This window comes from Qipengyuania flava (genome assembly GCF_011762005.1).
Lineage (GTDB): Bacteria > Pseudomonadota > Alphaproteobacteria > Sphingomonadales > Sphingomonadaceae > Qipengyuania > Qipengyuania flava.
This window is the reverse complement of the sequence record NZ_JAASQU010000002.1, coordinates 715,485-731,365: the sequence shown is the minus strand read 5'-3', so window position 1 is coordinate 731,365 and position 15,881 is coordinate 715,485. Positions and strand designations below refer to the sequence as shown.

Below are 15,881 nucleotides of genomic sequence, written 5' to 3'. Positions count from 1 at the left end.
CTACACGCCAAATCGAACGAGGGGCCGGAGCAATCCGGCCCCTTTTTCGTTGGTGACGCAAAAGCCGCAGACATTCGAAAGGACCGTCATGAAGAGCCTCTCCAAAATCGCAGTTCTCGCCACTGCAAGCGCGTTCGCAGTGACCTCCTGCACGACCGTCGACGACCTCGCGACAGACCGCGTAGGACAGACGACATTGCAATTCGCAAACGGCCTGCCCGCGGGTACGGTCCAACTCCTCTCCAACGGTAAAAGCGTTACGGTTGCCGTTGCCGCCACAGGCATGTCACCGGGCGAACATGGTTTCCATCTCCACACCACGGGAAAGTGTATCGCTCCCGACTTCTCCAGCGCAGGTGGTCACCTGAACCCGGGCGGCGAAACGCACGGGGCGCTTTCACCGGGCGGCAAACACCTCGGAGACATGCCGAATCTCGTCATCGGAGAGAACCGCAGCGGCAGTACGCAAGTCGAGCTCGACGGTGACGCCCGGATCGTCCTCGAGAACATATTCGACGCCGATGGTACCGCAGTTGTGGTGCACGCCAGTGCAGACGACTATCGGACAGATCCGTCGGGCAATGCTGGATCGCGGATCGCCTGCGGAGTCCTGAAACCCGCCTAGACTGGTTCCCCGGCGGCACGTGCGCGCTCGACCACACTGGCCGCCGCTTGCGGCACGAGCCTGAGCGCGGCGATCAACAGCACGAAGCCGAAAGGCGCTGCGATCAAAGTCGACAACACCCCGAGTGACAGGTCGTCGCCATTGGTTGCCGATACATAGCCCGCCATGAATGGGCCGAGGCCCAGCCCGATCAGCGTGGTCGACAAGAAGAAGGTTGCCGTGGCCAGACCGCGCATTCGCGGCAGCACCAATGCCTGGCTCGAGGCCGCAGCTGCACCCAATGCGGCTGCGCTGAGCATCTGCGCGAGAAATGCGCCAATGTAGAAGAGCACGACATCATCGGTGGTATAGGCCAGCCACATTGCGGGTAGCGGAGTGACGAGCCCGAACAGGATCACCCAAACGCGACCTTCGGGTCGGCGTTCGAGAAGGAAATCGGCCAGCCGCCCGCCTATGATAACACCGAGAAATCCTGCCACGGCAGCCGGGGCGCCGAGAAACCAGCCCAGGTCGGTCTTATCGACGCCCAGTGCGCGCTCCGCATAAGGGGCCCCCCAATAGGAAGCCGCATAGGCAGTGAAGGCGACCGTCCCATAGCCCAGCACCACGCAGAGGAATGCGGGCGACCCCCAGGTGAGCTTGAAGGTGGGCAAGTCCCTTGCGCGAAGGCCCATGGCCCAGCTGAAGACGGCATAATAGCCGACGCCCAGAAACAGCCATTGTTCGAAGACGCCCGTCCAGCGCCACAAGGCCCATGCGAGCCCGGCAAAAAAGGCCGCGCCAAGCAGATTGACCACCAGCGCGCCGGTACCACGCGACGCAGCGCCGAAGACCGTGAAGGGCGGTATCACTTGGAACAGTTCCTGCACGAAGCCGCGGAACGGCGCGGGATCTTCCGGCGTCGTCAGGCCATCGATCGCGCCGCGAACGGGCTCGCGCAGGGTCAGTACCCATAGCGCAAGCACCAAACCGGGTAGCCCCACCGAAAGGAAGGCTGCCTGCCAACCGACCAGTCCGAGCGGGCCGCCATCGGGGTAGGCGGCGTTCCAGTTCTCGACGATCAATCCGCCGATCAGCAGCGATATGCCCCCGCCGATATAAAGCCCGGAGGAATAGATCGCGAGCGCGGTGGCGCGCAGTCGCGCAGGGAACCAGTCCGAAATCAGCGAATAGGCAGAGGGGCTGGCAGTCGCCTCACCCACCCCCACCCCGATGCGCGCCACGGTCAACGTGGTGGCATTCTTGGCGAAACCGGACAGGGCGGTCATGGTGGACCACAGCGCCAGTCCGAGGCTCATCAATCGCACCCGCTTCCAGCTATCGGCAAGCTTGCCGAGCGGGATCCCGAACAGCGCGTAGAATACTGCAAAAGCCGTGCCGTAGAGAAAGCCGAGATAATCGTCCTCGACTCCGAGGTCGGCCTTGATGTCGTTCGCCAGGATCGACAGGATCTGCCGGTCGATAAAATTCAGCACATAAATGAGAACGAGAACGCCGAGGGCGTACCAACTATAGGCGGGAACCGTGTCCGAACCGCTGCCCGCCGTCGCTTCTTCAGGCTTTGCGGCGTCGCTCGCTTCGGTCAAATTCCCTACTCCCCTAGTCGTCTATGTCTCTCGCATAGGGGGTGGTATCGACAAGCTCCGCTTCGGCAAAGCCTTTTCGCCGCAGCCGGCAGGAATCGCACACACCGCAGGCGAGCCCATCAGGTGTCGGGTCATAGCAAGACCAACTCCATGCCGGATCAAGGCCCAGTCGATGACATTCCCGCGCGATATCCGCCTTTGTCATGTTTTGCAGAGGTGCGTGGATCGTGAACGGATCGCCCTCGACGCCCTGCTTCGTCCCAAGGCGTGCGGTCTCGGCAAAACTGGCAATGAATTCGGGCCGACAATCGGGATATCCGGAATAATCGAGCGCGTTCACGCCGATGAAGATGTCCCGCGAGGCAGACGTTTCCGCGAAGGCGGTGGTCAGCGCAAGGAACACGAGGTTGCGTGCCGGGACGTAGGTGACCGGGATGGTCTCGGCCACGCCGTCCTTCGGGACGTCGATATCTGCCGTCAGTGCCGATCCACCGAACTGGCGCAGGTCCAGCGGCAGTTCGACATGCCGTTCGACACCGAGCTTCTCGGCGATCGCGCGCGCGGACTGCAGTTCACGAATATGCCTCTGGCCATAATCGATCGTCAGCGCGTGGAGGGAATGTCCGCGTTCGCGCGCAAGCGCGGCGCTGACCATGGAATCTAGCCCGCCCGAGAGCAGGATGACAGCGGGACGCAAAATTTCGGCTTTGCTCATGCAGCCCCGCTAGGCAGGATGCCGTTGGTCTGCAAGCCGATCGCTCAGTCGCAGCTGCCGGTTCGCCGGGCTTCGGCAGTGAACTGGAAGGGCTTTCCCCCCGCAATCCCTTGGCTGTCCATCTGGATCAGCGAAGTCGATTCCTTGCGAATATGCGTGCGCCCGTAGCCATTACCGCGGCAGGTATACTGAACGGTGATCTCGTCTGCGCTGTCCTGGACGACGAAGCGATTGCAATTCTCGCCGGAGTGGCGAAGCTGGATAAGCTCGCGGCCGCTGCGCACGCACAGTTTGCGCGCGGTCGCACCGTCGCGGAACCGCAGCTCCCAGCCACCCTTGTCGAGGCTGTCAAGCATGGCCAGCGAAGCCTGCGCCACCACGGGGGCTGCGAGAATTGCAAGCGGGGCGCCAAACGCCGCAGTTAGAAATGCCCGATTACGAGCCATAGCTGATGTGACCTTTCGTCCGTGAAACCAGACGCGCCCGTGATTCGCCGTCAATTACAGCACAATCACGCTGAACCGTTGTAAAACAACGACACACGCATCAGACTTCGATGCCGAACTGTTTCGAGCAGAATGCGCAATCGACGAAGACGATTCCGGCGTCATCACGCATTCCTGCCCGTTGTTCTTCGGGAAAGCGTGAAAGCACATCGCGATAGTGCGCTACCGAGCAGCGGCAACCGCGCGAGATCGCCGCGCCGTGTTCGATGCGGATTTCGTCCTCTTCGTGGAACAGGCGCCACGCAATCGCCTCGAGCGACAGCTTGGCATCGAGCAACTCCTCGTGCCGCAGCGAGCCTGCAATGATTGCGACATGCTCCCACTCGGGATGGTCGAGCTTGGCATGCAGCCGTTCGCGCCCCTCTTCCCCCTCGGGCAGGTGCTGCACCAGCAGGCCCGCGGCCTGTACACCAGATCCGTCGGAACGCACGGCGCAGCGAATAAGCGTGGGCACCTGTTCGGACTGATAGAAATAGCGCTCGCAGGCTTCGGTCAGGCTGTCGCCTTCGAGCGGAACAATTCCCTGATAGCGTCCTTGGCCGCCGGCAATATCGAAAGTGATGGCGAGATAGCCCTTGCCGAACAATGCGAAGAGCGAAGGATTGGCGCCCAGTTCGGCTAGCTTGGCCTCATCGAAGTCGACATATCCGCGCAGCTTGCCGCCCTTGTAGTCGCAAACGAGCAGGTTGACCGCTCCGCTTTCGGTCTGCGCCTGCAGGGTCACCTGCGAACCATCATCCTTGACGAGCCCGCCCATCAGCACCGCCAGCACGAGCGCTTCACCAAGCAGATGGGTGATGGGGGCCGGATAATCATGCGCCGCGAGGATGGTATCGAGCGTCTCGTCAAGTCGCACTATACGGCCCCGCGCATGGCGCGCGGGGATCGTGAACGCAAGCAGGCGGCCGGAATAGGTTTCCGCGGTGGTTTCGGGTGTAGCAGTCATTCGCGCCATATGGGGCGTCAACGCGCAAAATGTTAGAGTCCGCGAGGCGCTGTCAGATTTTGTCGAAACACCACAACAAAACCGACTTCTGAGCGTGAATGCGATTCTCCGCTTCGTCGAAGACCACCGATTGCGGACCTTCGAAGACCTCTTCCGTTACTTCGTCACCGACATGGGCGGGGAGGCAGTGGAGAAATTTCGCATCCGGCTTGGCGCCGCTCATCAGCCGCTGCGAAACCTGGAAGGGGGCCATGGCCGCAAGCTTTTCGCGGGCATGGTCCTGGCCCATGGAAACCCAGGTATCGGTCACCACGACATCAGCTCCAGCGATCGCTTCTTCGGCGTCGTTGGTCAGCGTGACGATTGAACCCGCCGCGCGCGCCATCTCGACGAATTCGACTTCGGGTTCGTAGCCCTTCGGTGTCCCGATGCGGACGTTGAACTTCATCAGCGCCGCTGCCTCGAGAACCGAGTGGAGCACGTTGTTCCCGTCACCGAGCCACGCCAGCTCGAGACCCGGCAATTCCTTGCCGTGCTCGATGACGGTTAGAAGATCGGCGACGATCTGGCACGGGTGCGAGCGATCGGTCAGTCCGTTGATGACAGGGACGCTGGCATGGCGTGCCATCTCGAGCGCCTTTTCGTGATCATCTGTACGGATCATGATCGCGTCGACCATCCGGCTGAGCACACGCGCGGTATCGGCGATGCTTTCGCCCCTTCCCAGCTGGCTGGTTCCGGAATCGAGGATCAATGCGCTGCCGCCAAGTTGACGCATCGCGATGTCGAAACTGACCCGGGTGCGGGTCGAGTTCTTTTCGAAGATCATCCCCAGCACGTGGCCGGCGAGCGGCGCATCGCTATCCGGCTGACCCTTGGGCCAGTCGGCGCGCGCGCCCTTCCGATCCTGCGCATCGTTGATCATGGCGGCGACCGCGTCCCCGCCGGCGTCCGAAAGGTCGAGGAAATGCCGCATCATCGCGCTCCTGATCAGCTGGCCGGATCGTAGCTCGCGGCGCCAGCCGAAAGCTTGTCGAAGAATTCGTCGAATTCCGCATCGTCGGCCACGAGTGGCGGCAGGACGCGCAGCGTGTTGTCGCCCGCTGCAACGGTGAGCAACTGGTGGTTGTCGCGCAGGTGAACGAAGAAGGGCCGGCTCTCGACCTTCATCTTGATCCCCAGCATCAAGCCTTTGCCGCGAACCAGTTCGAACAGTTCGGGATAGTTGCCGATGAACTGTTCGAGGCGGCTGCGCAGACGATCGCCTTTCTCGGTCACTTCGGCGAGGAATTCGTCGTTCGCGACCGCATCCATCACCGCCTTGCCGGCAGCCATCGCGAGCGGATTGCCGCCATAGGTCGAGCCATGCGTGCCGAAGCCCATTCCGCGCGCCGCCTTCTCGGTGGCGAGGCATGCGCCGAGCGGGAAGCCGCCACCGATGCCCTTGGCCGTGGCCATGATATCGGGCTCGATGCCGTAGTGTTCGTAGGCGTAGAGCTTACCCGTGCGCGCAACGCCGCATTGGACCTCGTCGAACACGAGCATCAGATCGTTTTCGTCAGCCAGCTGGCGCAGGCCGCGAATGAATTCCTCGCTGCCGGGACGTATACCGCCCTCACCCTGGATGGGCTCGACAAGGAAGCCTGCGGTCTTCTCGCTCATCAGCGATTTGGCGTGGTCCAGATTGTCGAACTCGGCATATTGGAAGCCACCGAGCAGCGGCATGAAGCCCTTGTGCATCTTTTCCTGGTTCGATGCACTGATCGTGGCCATCGTGCGACCGTGGAAGGCGTTGGTGAAGGTGATCAGTTCGGTCCGCTTCGCATCCCCCCCATCGTGCTGGTGGTAGGCACGCGCGGTCTTGATCGCTGCCTCTACCGCCTCTGCGCCCGAATTGGTGAAGAACACCGTATCCGCGAAAGTCTTGTCGACCAGCATCCGGGCAAGCTCTTCACCCTGCGGGCTGCCGTAGAGATTGGAAACATGCATCAGCGTCTCGGCCTGGCGCTGGATCGCCCCGATCAGCCCGGCATGGCTGTGTCCCAGCAGGTTGACCGCGATACCGCTGGCGAAGTCGAGATAGCGCGTGCCGTCTTCGTCGATCAGATGGCAATGCTCACCCTTGACCGGGCGCACCCCGCAGCGGGGATAGACGGGCATCAGCGGCGTAATCGACATGGGTCCTCCAGCGGCACCTCGTTGCGGGTGCTATCTCGGGTGAAAGACAAATGGCGGTCCCGCAAGGAACCGCCATTTGCGTGTTTGTCAGCGATCTATTGCGTCTCGCAGCCCGGGTCAAACCGGATTGCGCGAGGCGCGTTCCTCACCCCTGAGCGGGTACGAGGTTGACCGCCGAGTATTTGCCGCGTCGGTCGACTTCGAGGTCGAATTCGTAGCGTTCGCCCTCGTTGATGCCGGCAAGACCCGAACGCTCGACTGCACTGATGTGCACAAAGGCATCGGGCTGGCCGTCGTCGCGCGTCAAGAAGCCGAAACCCTTCATCGAGTTGAAGAACTTGACCGTACCGGTGGCCTTTTCGCCCGTCAGTTCGCGGCGCGGAGCGCCGCCCGCCTCGCCGCGGTCACCACCGCGCGATTCCACAGGGATGACGTCGCCGACAACCTGCAGATCCTGCGCCGATACCTTGCCGCCACGATCGACGAGGTTGAATTCCAGTTCCTGCCCTTCGGCGAGGCCTTCAAGGCCGGCACGCTCGACTGCGCTGATGTGAACGAAGACGTCTTCACCGCCGCCTTCCTGCTGGATGAAGCCGAAGCCCTTCTGGCTGTTGAAGAACTTGACTGCACCCTTGCCCGTGCCAACGACCTGGGCGGGCATGCGGTTGAAGCCGCCGCCACCGCCGCCGCCGCCGCGGTTACCGCCGCCGAAACCGCCACCGCGATTACCGCCGCCGCCGAAACCGCCACGGTCGTTGCCGCCGCCGAACCGATCGTTCTGGAATGCCTCGTGCGGAGCAAAGTCGGACGGGGGCCCGCCGAAATTGTCCATGCCGTCTTCACCGAAACCGTCGCGCTTGTCCCGTCCGCGGCGGCGCCCTCTGTCGTAACCCATAACTCGAACAATACCTTGTCGTGCAGTCCCGTATCGATAGCCGCCTGAGCGAAGAACTGCGTTCCGCATCGGCGTGGACAGGCACGAAACCCACCCTCACTCATCCGTCATAGCGCGAAAGATGGCTATGAGCGAATGATTTAGCTGCAACTGTCAGCAAAGCCCAGAAATGTGACATTTTCGCATAGTATAGAATGGGCGAATGATAGCTTGAATGCAGCGAAGTGCTTGGGCACAGAGCGATCCATGGACCTTATCGCGCTATTCTCGGATCCGGCCGCCTGGCTTGCTCTGCTCACCTTGATCGCACTCGAGGTCGTTCTCGGCGTCGACAATCTGATCTTCATCGCCATCCTTTCGAACAAGCTGCCCGAGCACCAACAGCAGCGCGCCCGGCGAATCGGGCTGGCGTTGGCGTTGATCATGCGGATCGGATTGCTGATGCTGATCGGCTGGCTGGTGACGTTGCAGGCGCCGCTGTTCGATCTGGGGCTGGTCGGGGCACCCAACGAATATGGCAAGCCCAGCTTCGAGACCGCGTTCTCGGGACGCGACCTGATCCTCCTCACCGGCGGCCTCTTCCTGCTGTGGAAGGCGACCAAGGAGATCCATCACTCGATGGAGCCCGAGGACGATTCGGGCGATTTGCTCGACAAGACCCCCGGCGTCGCCGATGCGGCCAAGGCAACCTTCGGCGCGGTGATCGCGCAAATCGTCGCGATCGACATCGTCTTTTCGGTCGACTCGATCCTCACCGCAGTCGGCATGACCGACGAGATTCCGATCATGGTGGCCGCGGTGGTCATCACCGTGGGAATCATGATGGTCGCTGCCGATCCGCTGGCGAAGTTCATCGAGAAGAACCCCACGCTGGTAATGCTGGCGCTGGCATTCCTCGTCATGATCGGGCTGGTGCTGATCGCAGACGGCTTCGGCTTCCATGTGCCCAAAGGCTATATCTATGCCGCGATGGGCTTTTCGGTCGGCGTGGAAATTCTCAACATCATCCAGCGCAAGCGTCGCAGCGACAAGCTTGCATTTAACCGGGAGACGGTGTGATGAGCGAATTTCGCAAACTATCGGACGACTTCTACGCCAGCCCGCAGATCAACCCGAAAGAGGTGTCCGAAGCGGCGGCGATGGGTATCGCACTGGTGATCAACAACCGTCCTGACGGCGAAGCGCCCGATCAGCCTGCCGGTGCCGATATCGAAACCGCCACCCGCGCTGCCGGGATGGACTATCTCGCCATTCCGATCGGCAGCGCCGGGTTCAGCGAACCGCAGGTGGAGAAGCTGCAGGAAGCATTGGCAGCGAGCCAGGGTCCCGTGCTGGGTTACTGCCGCTCGGGCACGCGTTCGACACTGCTGTGGTCACTGGCGCAGGCGCGCGGCGGCGGCAGTCCGGACAGCATCGCCGAAGCCGCCGCAGAAGCCGGTTACGACGTGGCGCCGGTGCGCCCCGCAATGGATATGTTTGCCGCGCGCGCCAAAGACTGATCAGCGCCGATAGTCGAGCGGCGGATCACGGTCACCCAATAGCGATTCGTAAACGTAATCCTCTCCCCGCGCGGCAGTGAATTCCGCCTTGGCCCGTTCGCGCAATCGGGGGTTGGTATAAAGTTCGACCGCTGCAAGGATCATCGCCTTGGCGGCATGCTGCGTGCCTTTCGCCCCGTAACTGTGTCCGCTTGCGGCAACCGCCTGCCAGCTATGCGCCGCGGTACCGGGAACCCAGGTCGCGGTGCGGACGCTGACCGTCGGCACCGCGCGGCTGACGTCGCCGACATCGGTAGAGCCATAGCCGGTCAATACGGCATAGTCCTCCACCTCGCTGGACTGCGCCAGCGGCGGGGCTTCGCCCCCGAAGCTTTCACGAATGCTTGCAGCCCAGGCGAGCTCTTCGGCGGTGTACTCGATCGGCGCAAGCTGCCGCAATTTCTCATCCATCATCATCTGCAGCGATTCGAGCGGGAGCGTGGGATTGTTGCCGTGGATGATTTCCCAATCGACCTGCGTACCCGTGCCCATTGCGGCGCCCTTCGCTGCCGCTTCGAGCCGCGGCCACAGCGCCCGGACTTCATCGGCCTCCGAATGGCGCACGTAATAGAAGACCTCGGCGAAATCGGGCACGACATTGGGCGCCGCCCCGCCACTGGTGATGACGTAATGGATGCGCGTGTCCATCGTCGTATGCTCGCGCATCATGTTGACCATCATGTTCATCGCCTCGACCCCGTCGAGCGCCGAACGGCCGCGCTCGGGCGCACCCGCCGCATGCGCCGAAACGCCGCGAAAGCGAAACTTGCCCGAGCGATTGGCCAGGCTCTTGCGCGCAGCGGCCGAATTGCGATCCGCAGGATGCCAGTCGATTACGAAATCTGCATCGTCGAACAGGCCCGCACGTGCCATATAGACCTTGCCCGACCCCCCCTCTTCCGCGGGAGTGCCATATAGGCGGACGCGTCCCGGCGTTCCGGTAGCTTCGAGCCAGTTGCGAATGGCAATCGCTGCGCTGAGCGAACCCGCGCCGAAAAGGTTGTGGCCGCAGGCATGGCCGGCGTGCTTGCCGTCCACCGGGTCACGCGTGGAAGCAGCCGATTGGGTGATCCCCGGCAGCGCATCGAATTCGGCAAGCAGGCCGATGACCGGTCCTCCCTCGCCCCATTCGGCAACGAATGCGGTAGGGATATCCGCTACGCCAGCGCGGATGGTAAAACCTTCGCGCTGCAATTCATCGACCAACAGACCGCTCGAACGGGTCTCGAGATAGCCGAGCTCGGCAAAGTCCCAGATCTGCCGCGCGACGCGCGAGGTTCGCTTTTCCTGCGCTTCGACCGCTGCGATCGGGTCGGTGGACTGCGCAATTGCCGGCATGGCGATGAACGCCGAACCGGCGGCGAGAATGGCGATGAGTTTCATATACTGCTCCCTGTTGTCAGCAACTTGCCGGAAAGCGCGGTTCGTGCCAATCCACTGCGCCATGGATTTACCGCCTGCCCTGCTCCAGTTCCTCGGCTCGCTCGTAGCCATACTGGCGCTGGCAGGGATAGCGTTCTGGCTCGGCTTGGGCCCCAGTCCGAGACTGGCCGATGAAGCCGAAGCACGCGTCGCCGCCGACGAGGCCGTCAGCGGGTTCACCCCCACCGCGATCAGTCTCGACCGCGACGGCCATGGCGCGCTCATGCGCGACGCCGCGGGTCGGATCTTGCTGCTGCGCCCCCATGGCGTGCATTTCGCGGGCCGGATCCTCTCGCCCTACGCCCGTGCATATCGCGATGGAGCGGCGCTGGTGATCGACAGCGCGGAAAAGCGCTACGGCGCGGCGCGGCTGGAGGTCGACGACGCTTCGACTTGGGTCGACGCGATCGAGGCGCTAGGAAAGTAACACCATGCCCGATTTCAATCCCACCGAATATGCCGTGCCAGGCTTCGTGGCGCTGGTGCTGCTGGAAATGTTCTGGGCGCGTCGCCATCGGCGCGATGCCTACGAGGCGAGGGATACGCTCACCAGCCTGGCCTTCGGACTCGGCAGCACCGTGTCGGGCCTGTTGTTCGGCGGCGCCTTCCTGGCACTGTTCCTGTGGGTATGGCAGTTCCGCCTGTTCGACGTGCCATGGAGTTGGTGGGGCTTCGCGCTTTGCTTCGTGCTCGACGATCTCAAATATTACTGGGTGCATCGCTTCGGGCACCGCGTGCGCTGGTTCTGGGCCAGCCACGTGAACCATCATTCCAGCCAGCACTACAATCTGTCGACCGCATTACGGCAAAGCTGGACCGGTTTCCTGACGCTGGGATTCGTTTTCGCGCTGCCGCTGGTACTGCTCGGCTTCCACCCGGCAATGATCGCGATTTGTGCCGGCTTTAATCTGGTCTACCAGTTCTGGATCCACACCGAGGCGATCGATCGCATGCCGCGCTGGTTCGAAGCGGTCATGAACACGCCCAGTCACCATCGCGTGCACCATGCCACCAACCCGGGCTATCTCGATCGCAATTATGCGGGCGTTTTCATCGTCTGGGACAAGCTGTTCGGCACGTTCGAGCCCGAGGTGAGCGGCGAGAAGATCCGTTATGGAATCGTCAAGCAGTTGGGCAGCTTCAACCTGCTGTGGTCGGTGTTTCACGAATGGATCGGTATCGCACAGGACATGTGGCGCGCACCGTGGAAGCACAAGCTGTCCTACCTCTTGCGCGAGCCGGGATGGACGCATGACGGTAGCCGTGAGACGTCGGACCAGATCCGCGCGGCATGGCGTGAACGAAATGGCGAGCGGGAAAATTCCGTTTCATCCGACAACCTTGTTGCGAGCAAGGCAGAGGCTGCCTAACCTCTCGAATCGAGAGGAGATATCATGGACGAATTCGATGTCATCGTAATCGGTGGCGGTAGCGGGGGCAGCGCGGTCGCGGGCCGGCTTGCCGAAGCGGGCAAGAGCGTGTGCCTGCTCGAAGCGGGACCCAGAAATAACACCATTCTGGTCAAGACGCCGGGCTTCATGCCGTTTTTGCGGCAATCATCCAACTATCGCTACGAGACGGTTCCGCAGAAGGGCCTCAACGGCCGCACCGGTTACCAGCCGCGCGGGCGCGGGCTGGGCGGATCATCGGCGATCAACGCGATGATCTATATTCGCGGCAATCACTGGGACTATGACAATTGGGCAGCGCTCGGTTGTACGGGCTGGAGCCATGACGACGTCCTGCCCTATTTCAAGCGGGCCGAGCACAATGTACGCGGCGAGGACCCGCACCACGGTGGCTCGGGCCCGCTGTGGGTCTCCGACCAGAAGTGGCCCAACCCCGGCAGTGTCGCATTCGTCGAAGCCGCCGCGCAGTTGCAGCTCCCCCGCAACAGCGATTTCAATGGCGCCGAGCAAGCCGGTTTCGGCCTCTATCAGGTTACGCAGAAAGAGGGCGAACGCTGGTCGGCCGCGCGCGCCTATGTCGAGCCCAAGCGGGGCAGCAAGAATCTCGATGTCCGGATCGGGGTCAGCGTCCAGCGCCTCGAGATCGAGGATGGTCGGGTTACCGGCGTGACCTATTCTGTCGGTGACAAGCAGCGCACCATCCGTGCACGTGGCGCGGTGGTGCTTTCTGCGGGCGCATTCAATTCGCCGCAGATCATGATGCTGTCGGGCATCGGCCCCGGTGAGCACCTTAAGGAGCACGGTATCGATGTGATCGTCGACAAACCTGCCGTCGGCTCCGATCTGCAGGATCATATCGACTACGTTTCAAGCTGGCAGACCGAGAGCACCGATCTCATCGGCGACAGTCTTGCCGGGACTGTCCGCATGGCCAAGGCGATCATCGAACACCGGCGCAAGCGCACGGGCATCATGACCACACCCTATGCCGAAGCCGGGGGGTTCTGGACAGTCATGCCCGACGCACCCGCCCCCGATGTGCAATGGCATTTCGTCCCCGCCATGCTCGAGGACCACGGTCGCACCAAGGTCAAGGGGCACGGCTTCTCGCTTCATGCTTGCGTGCTGCGTCCCGAAAGTCGCGGCACCGTGCGGCTCGATGGACGCGATGCCCGCCAAGCCCCGCGCATCGACCCCAACTTCCTCGACGACGAGCGCGATATCGCCACCTTGCGCGCAGGCGTACGTCTGTCGCACCGTATCGCGTCATCGCCGAGCCTCGCGAAATACGAGCCGCAGGACCGTTATCCGATCGATCTCGACGATGATGCCGCGCTCGACGAACTGATCCGCAACCGCGCCGATACGGTCTATCACCCCGTTGGCACCTGCCGCATGGGTGGGGACGAGGCATCGGTGGTCGACCCGACGCTCAAGGCACGCGGCATCGAGGGCCTCTATATTGCCGATGCCAGCGTCATGCCGCGTCTGGTGTCGGGCAATACCAACGCGCCCAGCATCATGATCGGCGAACGCTGCGCCGATTTCGTCAAGGATGCGCTCGCCGCCTAGCTGTTGGCGCCACACGAAAAGCCGGGCCGAGGATGGTTACCTCGGCCCGGCTCTTTGCTTCTCCCGCCCAATCAGAAAGCCTGGCGCACGGTCATGCCGAAAGTCTGCGGCGTACCGACGCTATAGCCAAGACGCGCGCGGCCACCACGTTCGCGGTCGAAGCTGAGCAGCGCATTCTCGTCGAACAGATTGTTGGCATAGAGAACAAGCGACAACCCGCTGTCGAAATCCACGCCGAGACTGAGATTCACCAGATCGTAGGATGGAAGCAGCAGGTCGACCGTAGTGGCTGCACCCGCCGGCGCGCCGCCGAAGGGCAGGCCGTGCACGAATGTGCGCGGATTGTTTTCCTGGTCGCCCGGCTGCGTGTAGCGGTTACCGACATGGCTGTAGGAGGCCGAGATATAGGCATCCGCATTCGCTGCTATCGGGAACTCATAGCTGCCCGAGGCCGAAACCTGGAACTTGGGCACCGAAGCGAGGCGGTTGCCTTCGCGGATTCCGGTCGCACTCGCCAGGGCGCCGGGCAGCGTGGAATCGAACTCCGCTTCGATCAGGCTTCCCGAGAACACCAGATCGAGTCCGGTTGTAGGTGAGAAGCCGAATTCGGCTTCGACACCCATCGAGTGGGCCTTTTCGACGTTGAACACGATCCGCGACGAACAGGAACCCGCATCGAGCGTGGTCTGCAGGTTCTTGATGTCGTTGTAGAAGCCCGCGACATTGGCGTAAAAGCCGCGTCCATTGGCCTTGGCACCGATCTCGTAATTCCACAGCGTTTCGTCGTCATAGCTCTGGAACGAGCCGAAGAGCGCCGCATCGGCTGGCGAACACAGGGTGATGTTCAACGGGTCGTTGACGCCGCCGAGACGGAAGCCCTTCGAGGCCTGCGCGTTCAGCGTCAGCGCATCGCTGACATCGTAACTGACGAGGATCCGCGGGCTGAAGCCATCGGAGGCAGTCGTATCGGAAACATTGTCGCCATTGGCGAACAGGCCGCCCGAAATGAACTGCCGGCTTTCCTCGAAATCGTAATAGCGCGCGCCGATCGTGACATCGAGAGCATCGGTGATCGCATAGGTGCCCTCCCCGAAGATCGCGATCTGCTCGAGTTCGTAGGGCAGATCGGCATTGTAAGGAGAATCAAGATTGGGGAAGCCGTTGGCCACCGCTGCCGACGTTCCCGCGCCCAGCGTGGCATCGGTGACTGCAGCATAACCCGGAGTGGGCAAGCGCTGGCGATAGAATCGGTCGGTGCTGGCGTAGAACCCGCCGAGCACCCACTGGAACGGCCCCGAACCGTTGGAAGCGAGACGCAATTCCTGCGTGATCGCCTCGACATCGGTGGTGTCGCGCAGGTTCGAGGGTAGCAGAACACCCGAATCGGGGAAGCCGAGATCGACCGACACCGAACCGGATAGCGCGCTTGCGTCCCGGCTGACGAGGATGTCGCGATTGGTGTACGAACTGACCGAAGTGAGTGTCACCGGCCCCAATTCGGCTTCCACCACCAGATCGGCGATCAGAGTCTCGTCCTCGAAGGCCTCGCGCAGCCGCAGATACTGCTCGCGTTCGTCAAACTGCACCGCGGGCCGGGTCGTGGTGTAGGGATTGGCGTGGAGGTTGTAGATTTCCTGGCGGTTGAACCCGTTCGCCGTGATCTTCTGGTAGACAACGCGCGGGGTGATGCTGAACCCTTCGCCCGTATCCACGGTGAAGGCCACGCGTCCACCCGTGCGCTCGCCATCGTTGACGTCTTCGCCACCCGCGGGCCCGATCGCGTCGATGAAGCCACCGTATTGCGTATGATAGGCAACGACACGCATGGCCGCATTCTGGCCCAGCGGAATATTGACCGCGCCCTTGAGATGCCAACCGATGTCGTCGCCGTCGACGAGGTTCACATTTCCTTCGACCAGTCCTTCGGTCACACCGATCTCGGGCTGATTGGTAATGTAGCGGATCGTACCGCCGACACTACCCGAACCGAACAGCGTCCCCTGCGGTCCGCGGAGCGTCTCGACGCGGTTGAGATCGAACAGATCGAGGTCGGGCGTGAAAAGCGAAAGCGAAATCACGCTCTCGTCGAGATAGACGCCGACCTGCTCCTTGACCCCGGGCTGGTCGCGCACGATCTGGCCGGCGGACACGCCGCGCACCGAAACCTGGCTCTGGCCCGGACCGAGGTTCTGCACCGACAGGCCCGCGACATTGCGCGAGATATCCTCGAGATTGTTCGCCCCCGACTTCTGGATGTCTTCCTGCGTTTGCGCATTGATCGAGAACGGCACGTCCTGGATCGTCGAGTCGCGCTTGGTAGCGGTGACGATGATGACATTGGTATCGCCTTCGACCTGTTCGGCTTCCTGGGCGAAAGCAGGGGTGGCGATGGCAGTCAGGCCGCAGCTGGCAAGCAGCATGGCGGCACGCGATACGGAACGGTTGCGTGTGTGCGACAACATTCTTCTCCTCCACTCGAGGCGCTTGTC

15 protein-coding genes are annotated in these 15,881 nt (G+C 62.3%); 6 read left to right on the top strand and 9 right to left on the bottom strand.

What is annotated here, in order from left to right; translation table 11 throughout:
• Nucleotides 1-88 precede the first annotated feature (88 nt).
• Nucleotides 89-625, top strand: a complete 537-nt coding sequence (locus FHS69_RS10265) for a superoxide dismutase family protein (RefSeq protein ID WP_166777588.1) — start codon at nucleotides 89-91, stop codon at nucleotides 623-625.
• Here the strand turns inward: FHS69_RS10265 and FHS69_RS10260 are convergent.
• The 7 genes from FHS69_RS10260 to FHS69_RS13915 all read right to left on the bottom strand — a co-directional run bounded on the left by FHS69_RS10260 (nucleotide 622) and on the right by FHS69_RS13915 (nucleotide 7,451).
• Nucleotides 622-2,211: an MFS transporter gene (locus FHS69_RS10260; RefSeq protein WP_166777587.1), complete on the bottom strand. Its 1,590-nt coding sequence runs from the start codon at nucleotides 2,209-2,211 to the stop codon at nucleotides 622-624. The genes FHS69_RS10265 and FHS69_RS10260 overlap by 4 nt on opposite strands.
• Before the next feature lie 13 nt (nucleotides 2,212-2,224).
• Nucleotides 2,225-2,926 (bottom strand): 7-cyano-7-deazaguanine synthase QueC, encoded by a 702-nt coding sequence (queC, locus tag FHS69_RS10255; protein WP_166777586.1) that lies wholly within the window; start codon nucleotides 2,924-2,926, stop codon nucleotides 2,225-2,227.
• Nucleotides 2,927-2,970: 44 nt separating this feature from the next.
• Complete coding sequence (locus FHS69_RS10250; protein ID WP_341801759.1) at nucleotides 2,971-3,303, bottom strand: hypothetical protein; 333 nt, start codon at nucleotides 3,301-3,303, stop codon at nucleotides 2,971-2,973.
• Between the two features lie 169 nt (nucleotides 3,304-3,472).
• Nucleotides 3,473-4,378 (bottom strand): Hsp33 family molecular chaperone HslO, encoded by a 906-nt coding sequence (gene hslO / locus FHS69_RS10245; protein ID WP_166777584.1) that lies wholly within the window; start codon nucleotides 4,376-4,378, stop codon nucleotides 3,473-3,475.
• A gap of 52 nt (nucleotides 4,379-4,430) precedes the next feature.
• A complete protein-coding gene (argF, locus tag FHS69_RS10240; protein WP_166777583.1) occupies nucleotides 4,431-5,357 on the bottom strand; it encodes an ornithine carbamoyltransferase in 927 nt (308 codons plus the stop codon).
• Nucleotides 5,358-5,368: 11 nt separating this feature from the next.
• Nucleotides 5,369-6,556, bottom strand: a complete 1,188-nt coding sequence (locus tag FHS69_RS10235) for an aspartate aminotransferase family protein (RefSeq protein ID WP_166777582.1) — start codon at nucleotides 6,554-6,556, stop codon at nucleotides 5,369-5,371.
• A 145-nt stretch (nucleotides 6,557-6,701) separates the two neighbouring features.
• Entirely contained in the window at nucleotides 6,702-7,451 is a 750-nt protein-coding gene (locus FHS69_RS13915) for a cold-shock protein (protein ID WP_166777581.1), read from the bottom strand.
• A 246-nt stretch (nucleotides 7,452-7,697) separates the two neighbouring features.
• Between FHS69_RS13915 and FHS69_RS10225 the strand changes: the two genes are divergently transcribed.
• Both FHS69_RS10225 and FHS69_RS10220 read left to right on the top strand, forming a co-directional pair.
• Nucleotides 7,698-8,510, top strand: a complete 813-nt coding sequence (locus tag FHS69_RS10225; RefSeq protein WP_166777580.1) for a TerC family protein — start codon at nucleotides 7,698-7,700, stop codon at nucleotides 8,508-8,510.
• The gene (locus FHS69_RS10220; RefSeq protein WP_166777579.1) at nucleotides 8,510-8,950 is read left to right on the top strand and encodes a protein tyrosine phosphatase family protein; all 441 of its coding nucleotides are present in this window, start codon (nucleotides 8,510-8,512) and stop codon (nucleotides 8,948-8,950) included. The genes FHS69_RS10225 and FHS69_RS10220 overlap by 1 nt, the downstream gene beginning before the upstream one ends.
• Here FHS69_RS10220 and FHS69_RS10215 read toward each other — a convergent pair whose 3' ends face one another.
• The gene (locus tag FHS69_RS10215) at nucleotides 8,951-10,372 is read right to left on the bottom strand and encodes an amidohydrolase (protein WP_166777578.1); all 1,422 of its coding nucleotides are present in this window, start codon (nucleotides 10,370-10,372) and stop codon (nucleotides 8,951-8,953) included. It lies immediately after the preceding gene.
• 61 nt (nucleotides 10,373-10,433) lie between these two features.
• On the opposite strand from FHS69_RS10215, the gene FHS69_RS10210 reads away from it, so the two are divergent.
• From FHS69_RS10210 to FHS69_RS10200, 3 genes are read left to right on the top strand one after another with little or no spacing between them, the layout of a single operon-like run.
• Nucleotides 10,434-10,838, top strand: coding sequence for a hypothetical protein (locus FHS69_RS10210; RefSeq protein ID WP_166777577.1), 405 nt, complete (start codon nucleotides 10,434-10,436; stop codon nucleotides 10,836-10,838).
• Nucleotides 10,839-10,842: 4 nt separating this feature from the next.
• Nucleotides 10,843-11,781, top strand: a complete 939-nt coding sequence (locus FHS69_RS10205; RefSeq protein ID WP_166777576.1) for a sterol desaturase family protein — start codon at nucleotides 10,843-10,845, stop codon at nucleotides 11,779-11,781.
• A 24-nt stretch (nucleotides 11,782-11,805) separates the two neighbouring features.
• Entirely contained in the window at nucleotides 11,806-13,392 is a 1,587-nt protein-coding gene (locus FHS69_RS10200; RefSeq protein WP_166777575.1) for a GMC family oxidoreductase, read from the top strand.
• A 71-nt stretch (nucleotides 13,393-13,463) separates the two neighbouring features.
• Here FHS69_RS10200 and FHS69_RS10195 read toward each other — a convergent pair whose 3' ends face one another.
• The gene (locus FHS69_RS10195) at nucleotides 13,464-15,812 is read right to left on the bottom strand and encodes a TonB-dependent receptor (protein ID WP_425128223.1); all 2,349 of its coding nucleotides are present in this window, start codon (nucleotides 15,810-15,812) and stop codon (nucleotides 13,464-13,466) included.
• Nucleotides 15,813-15,881 lie beyond the last annotated feature (69 nt).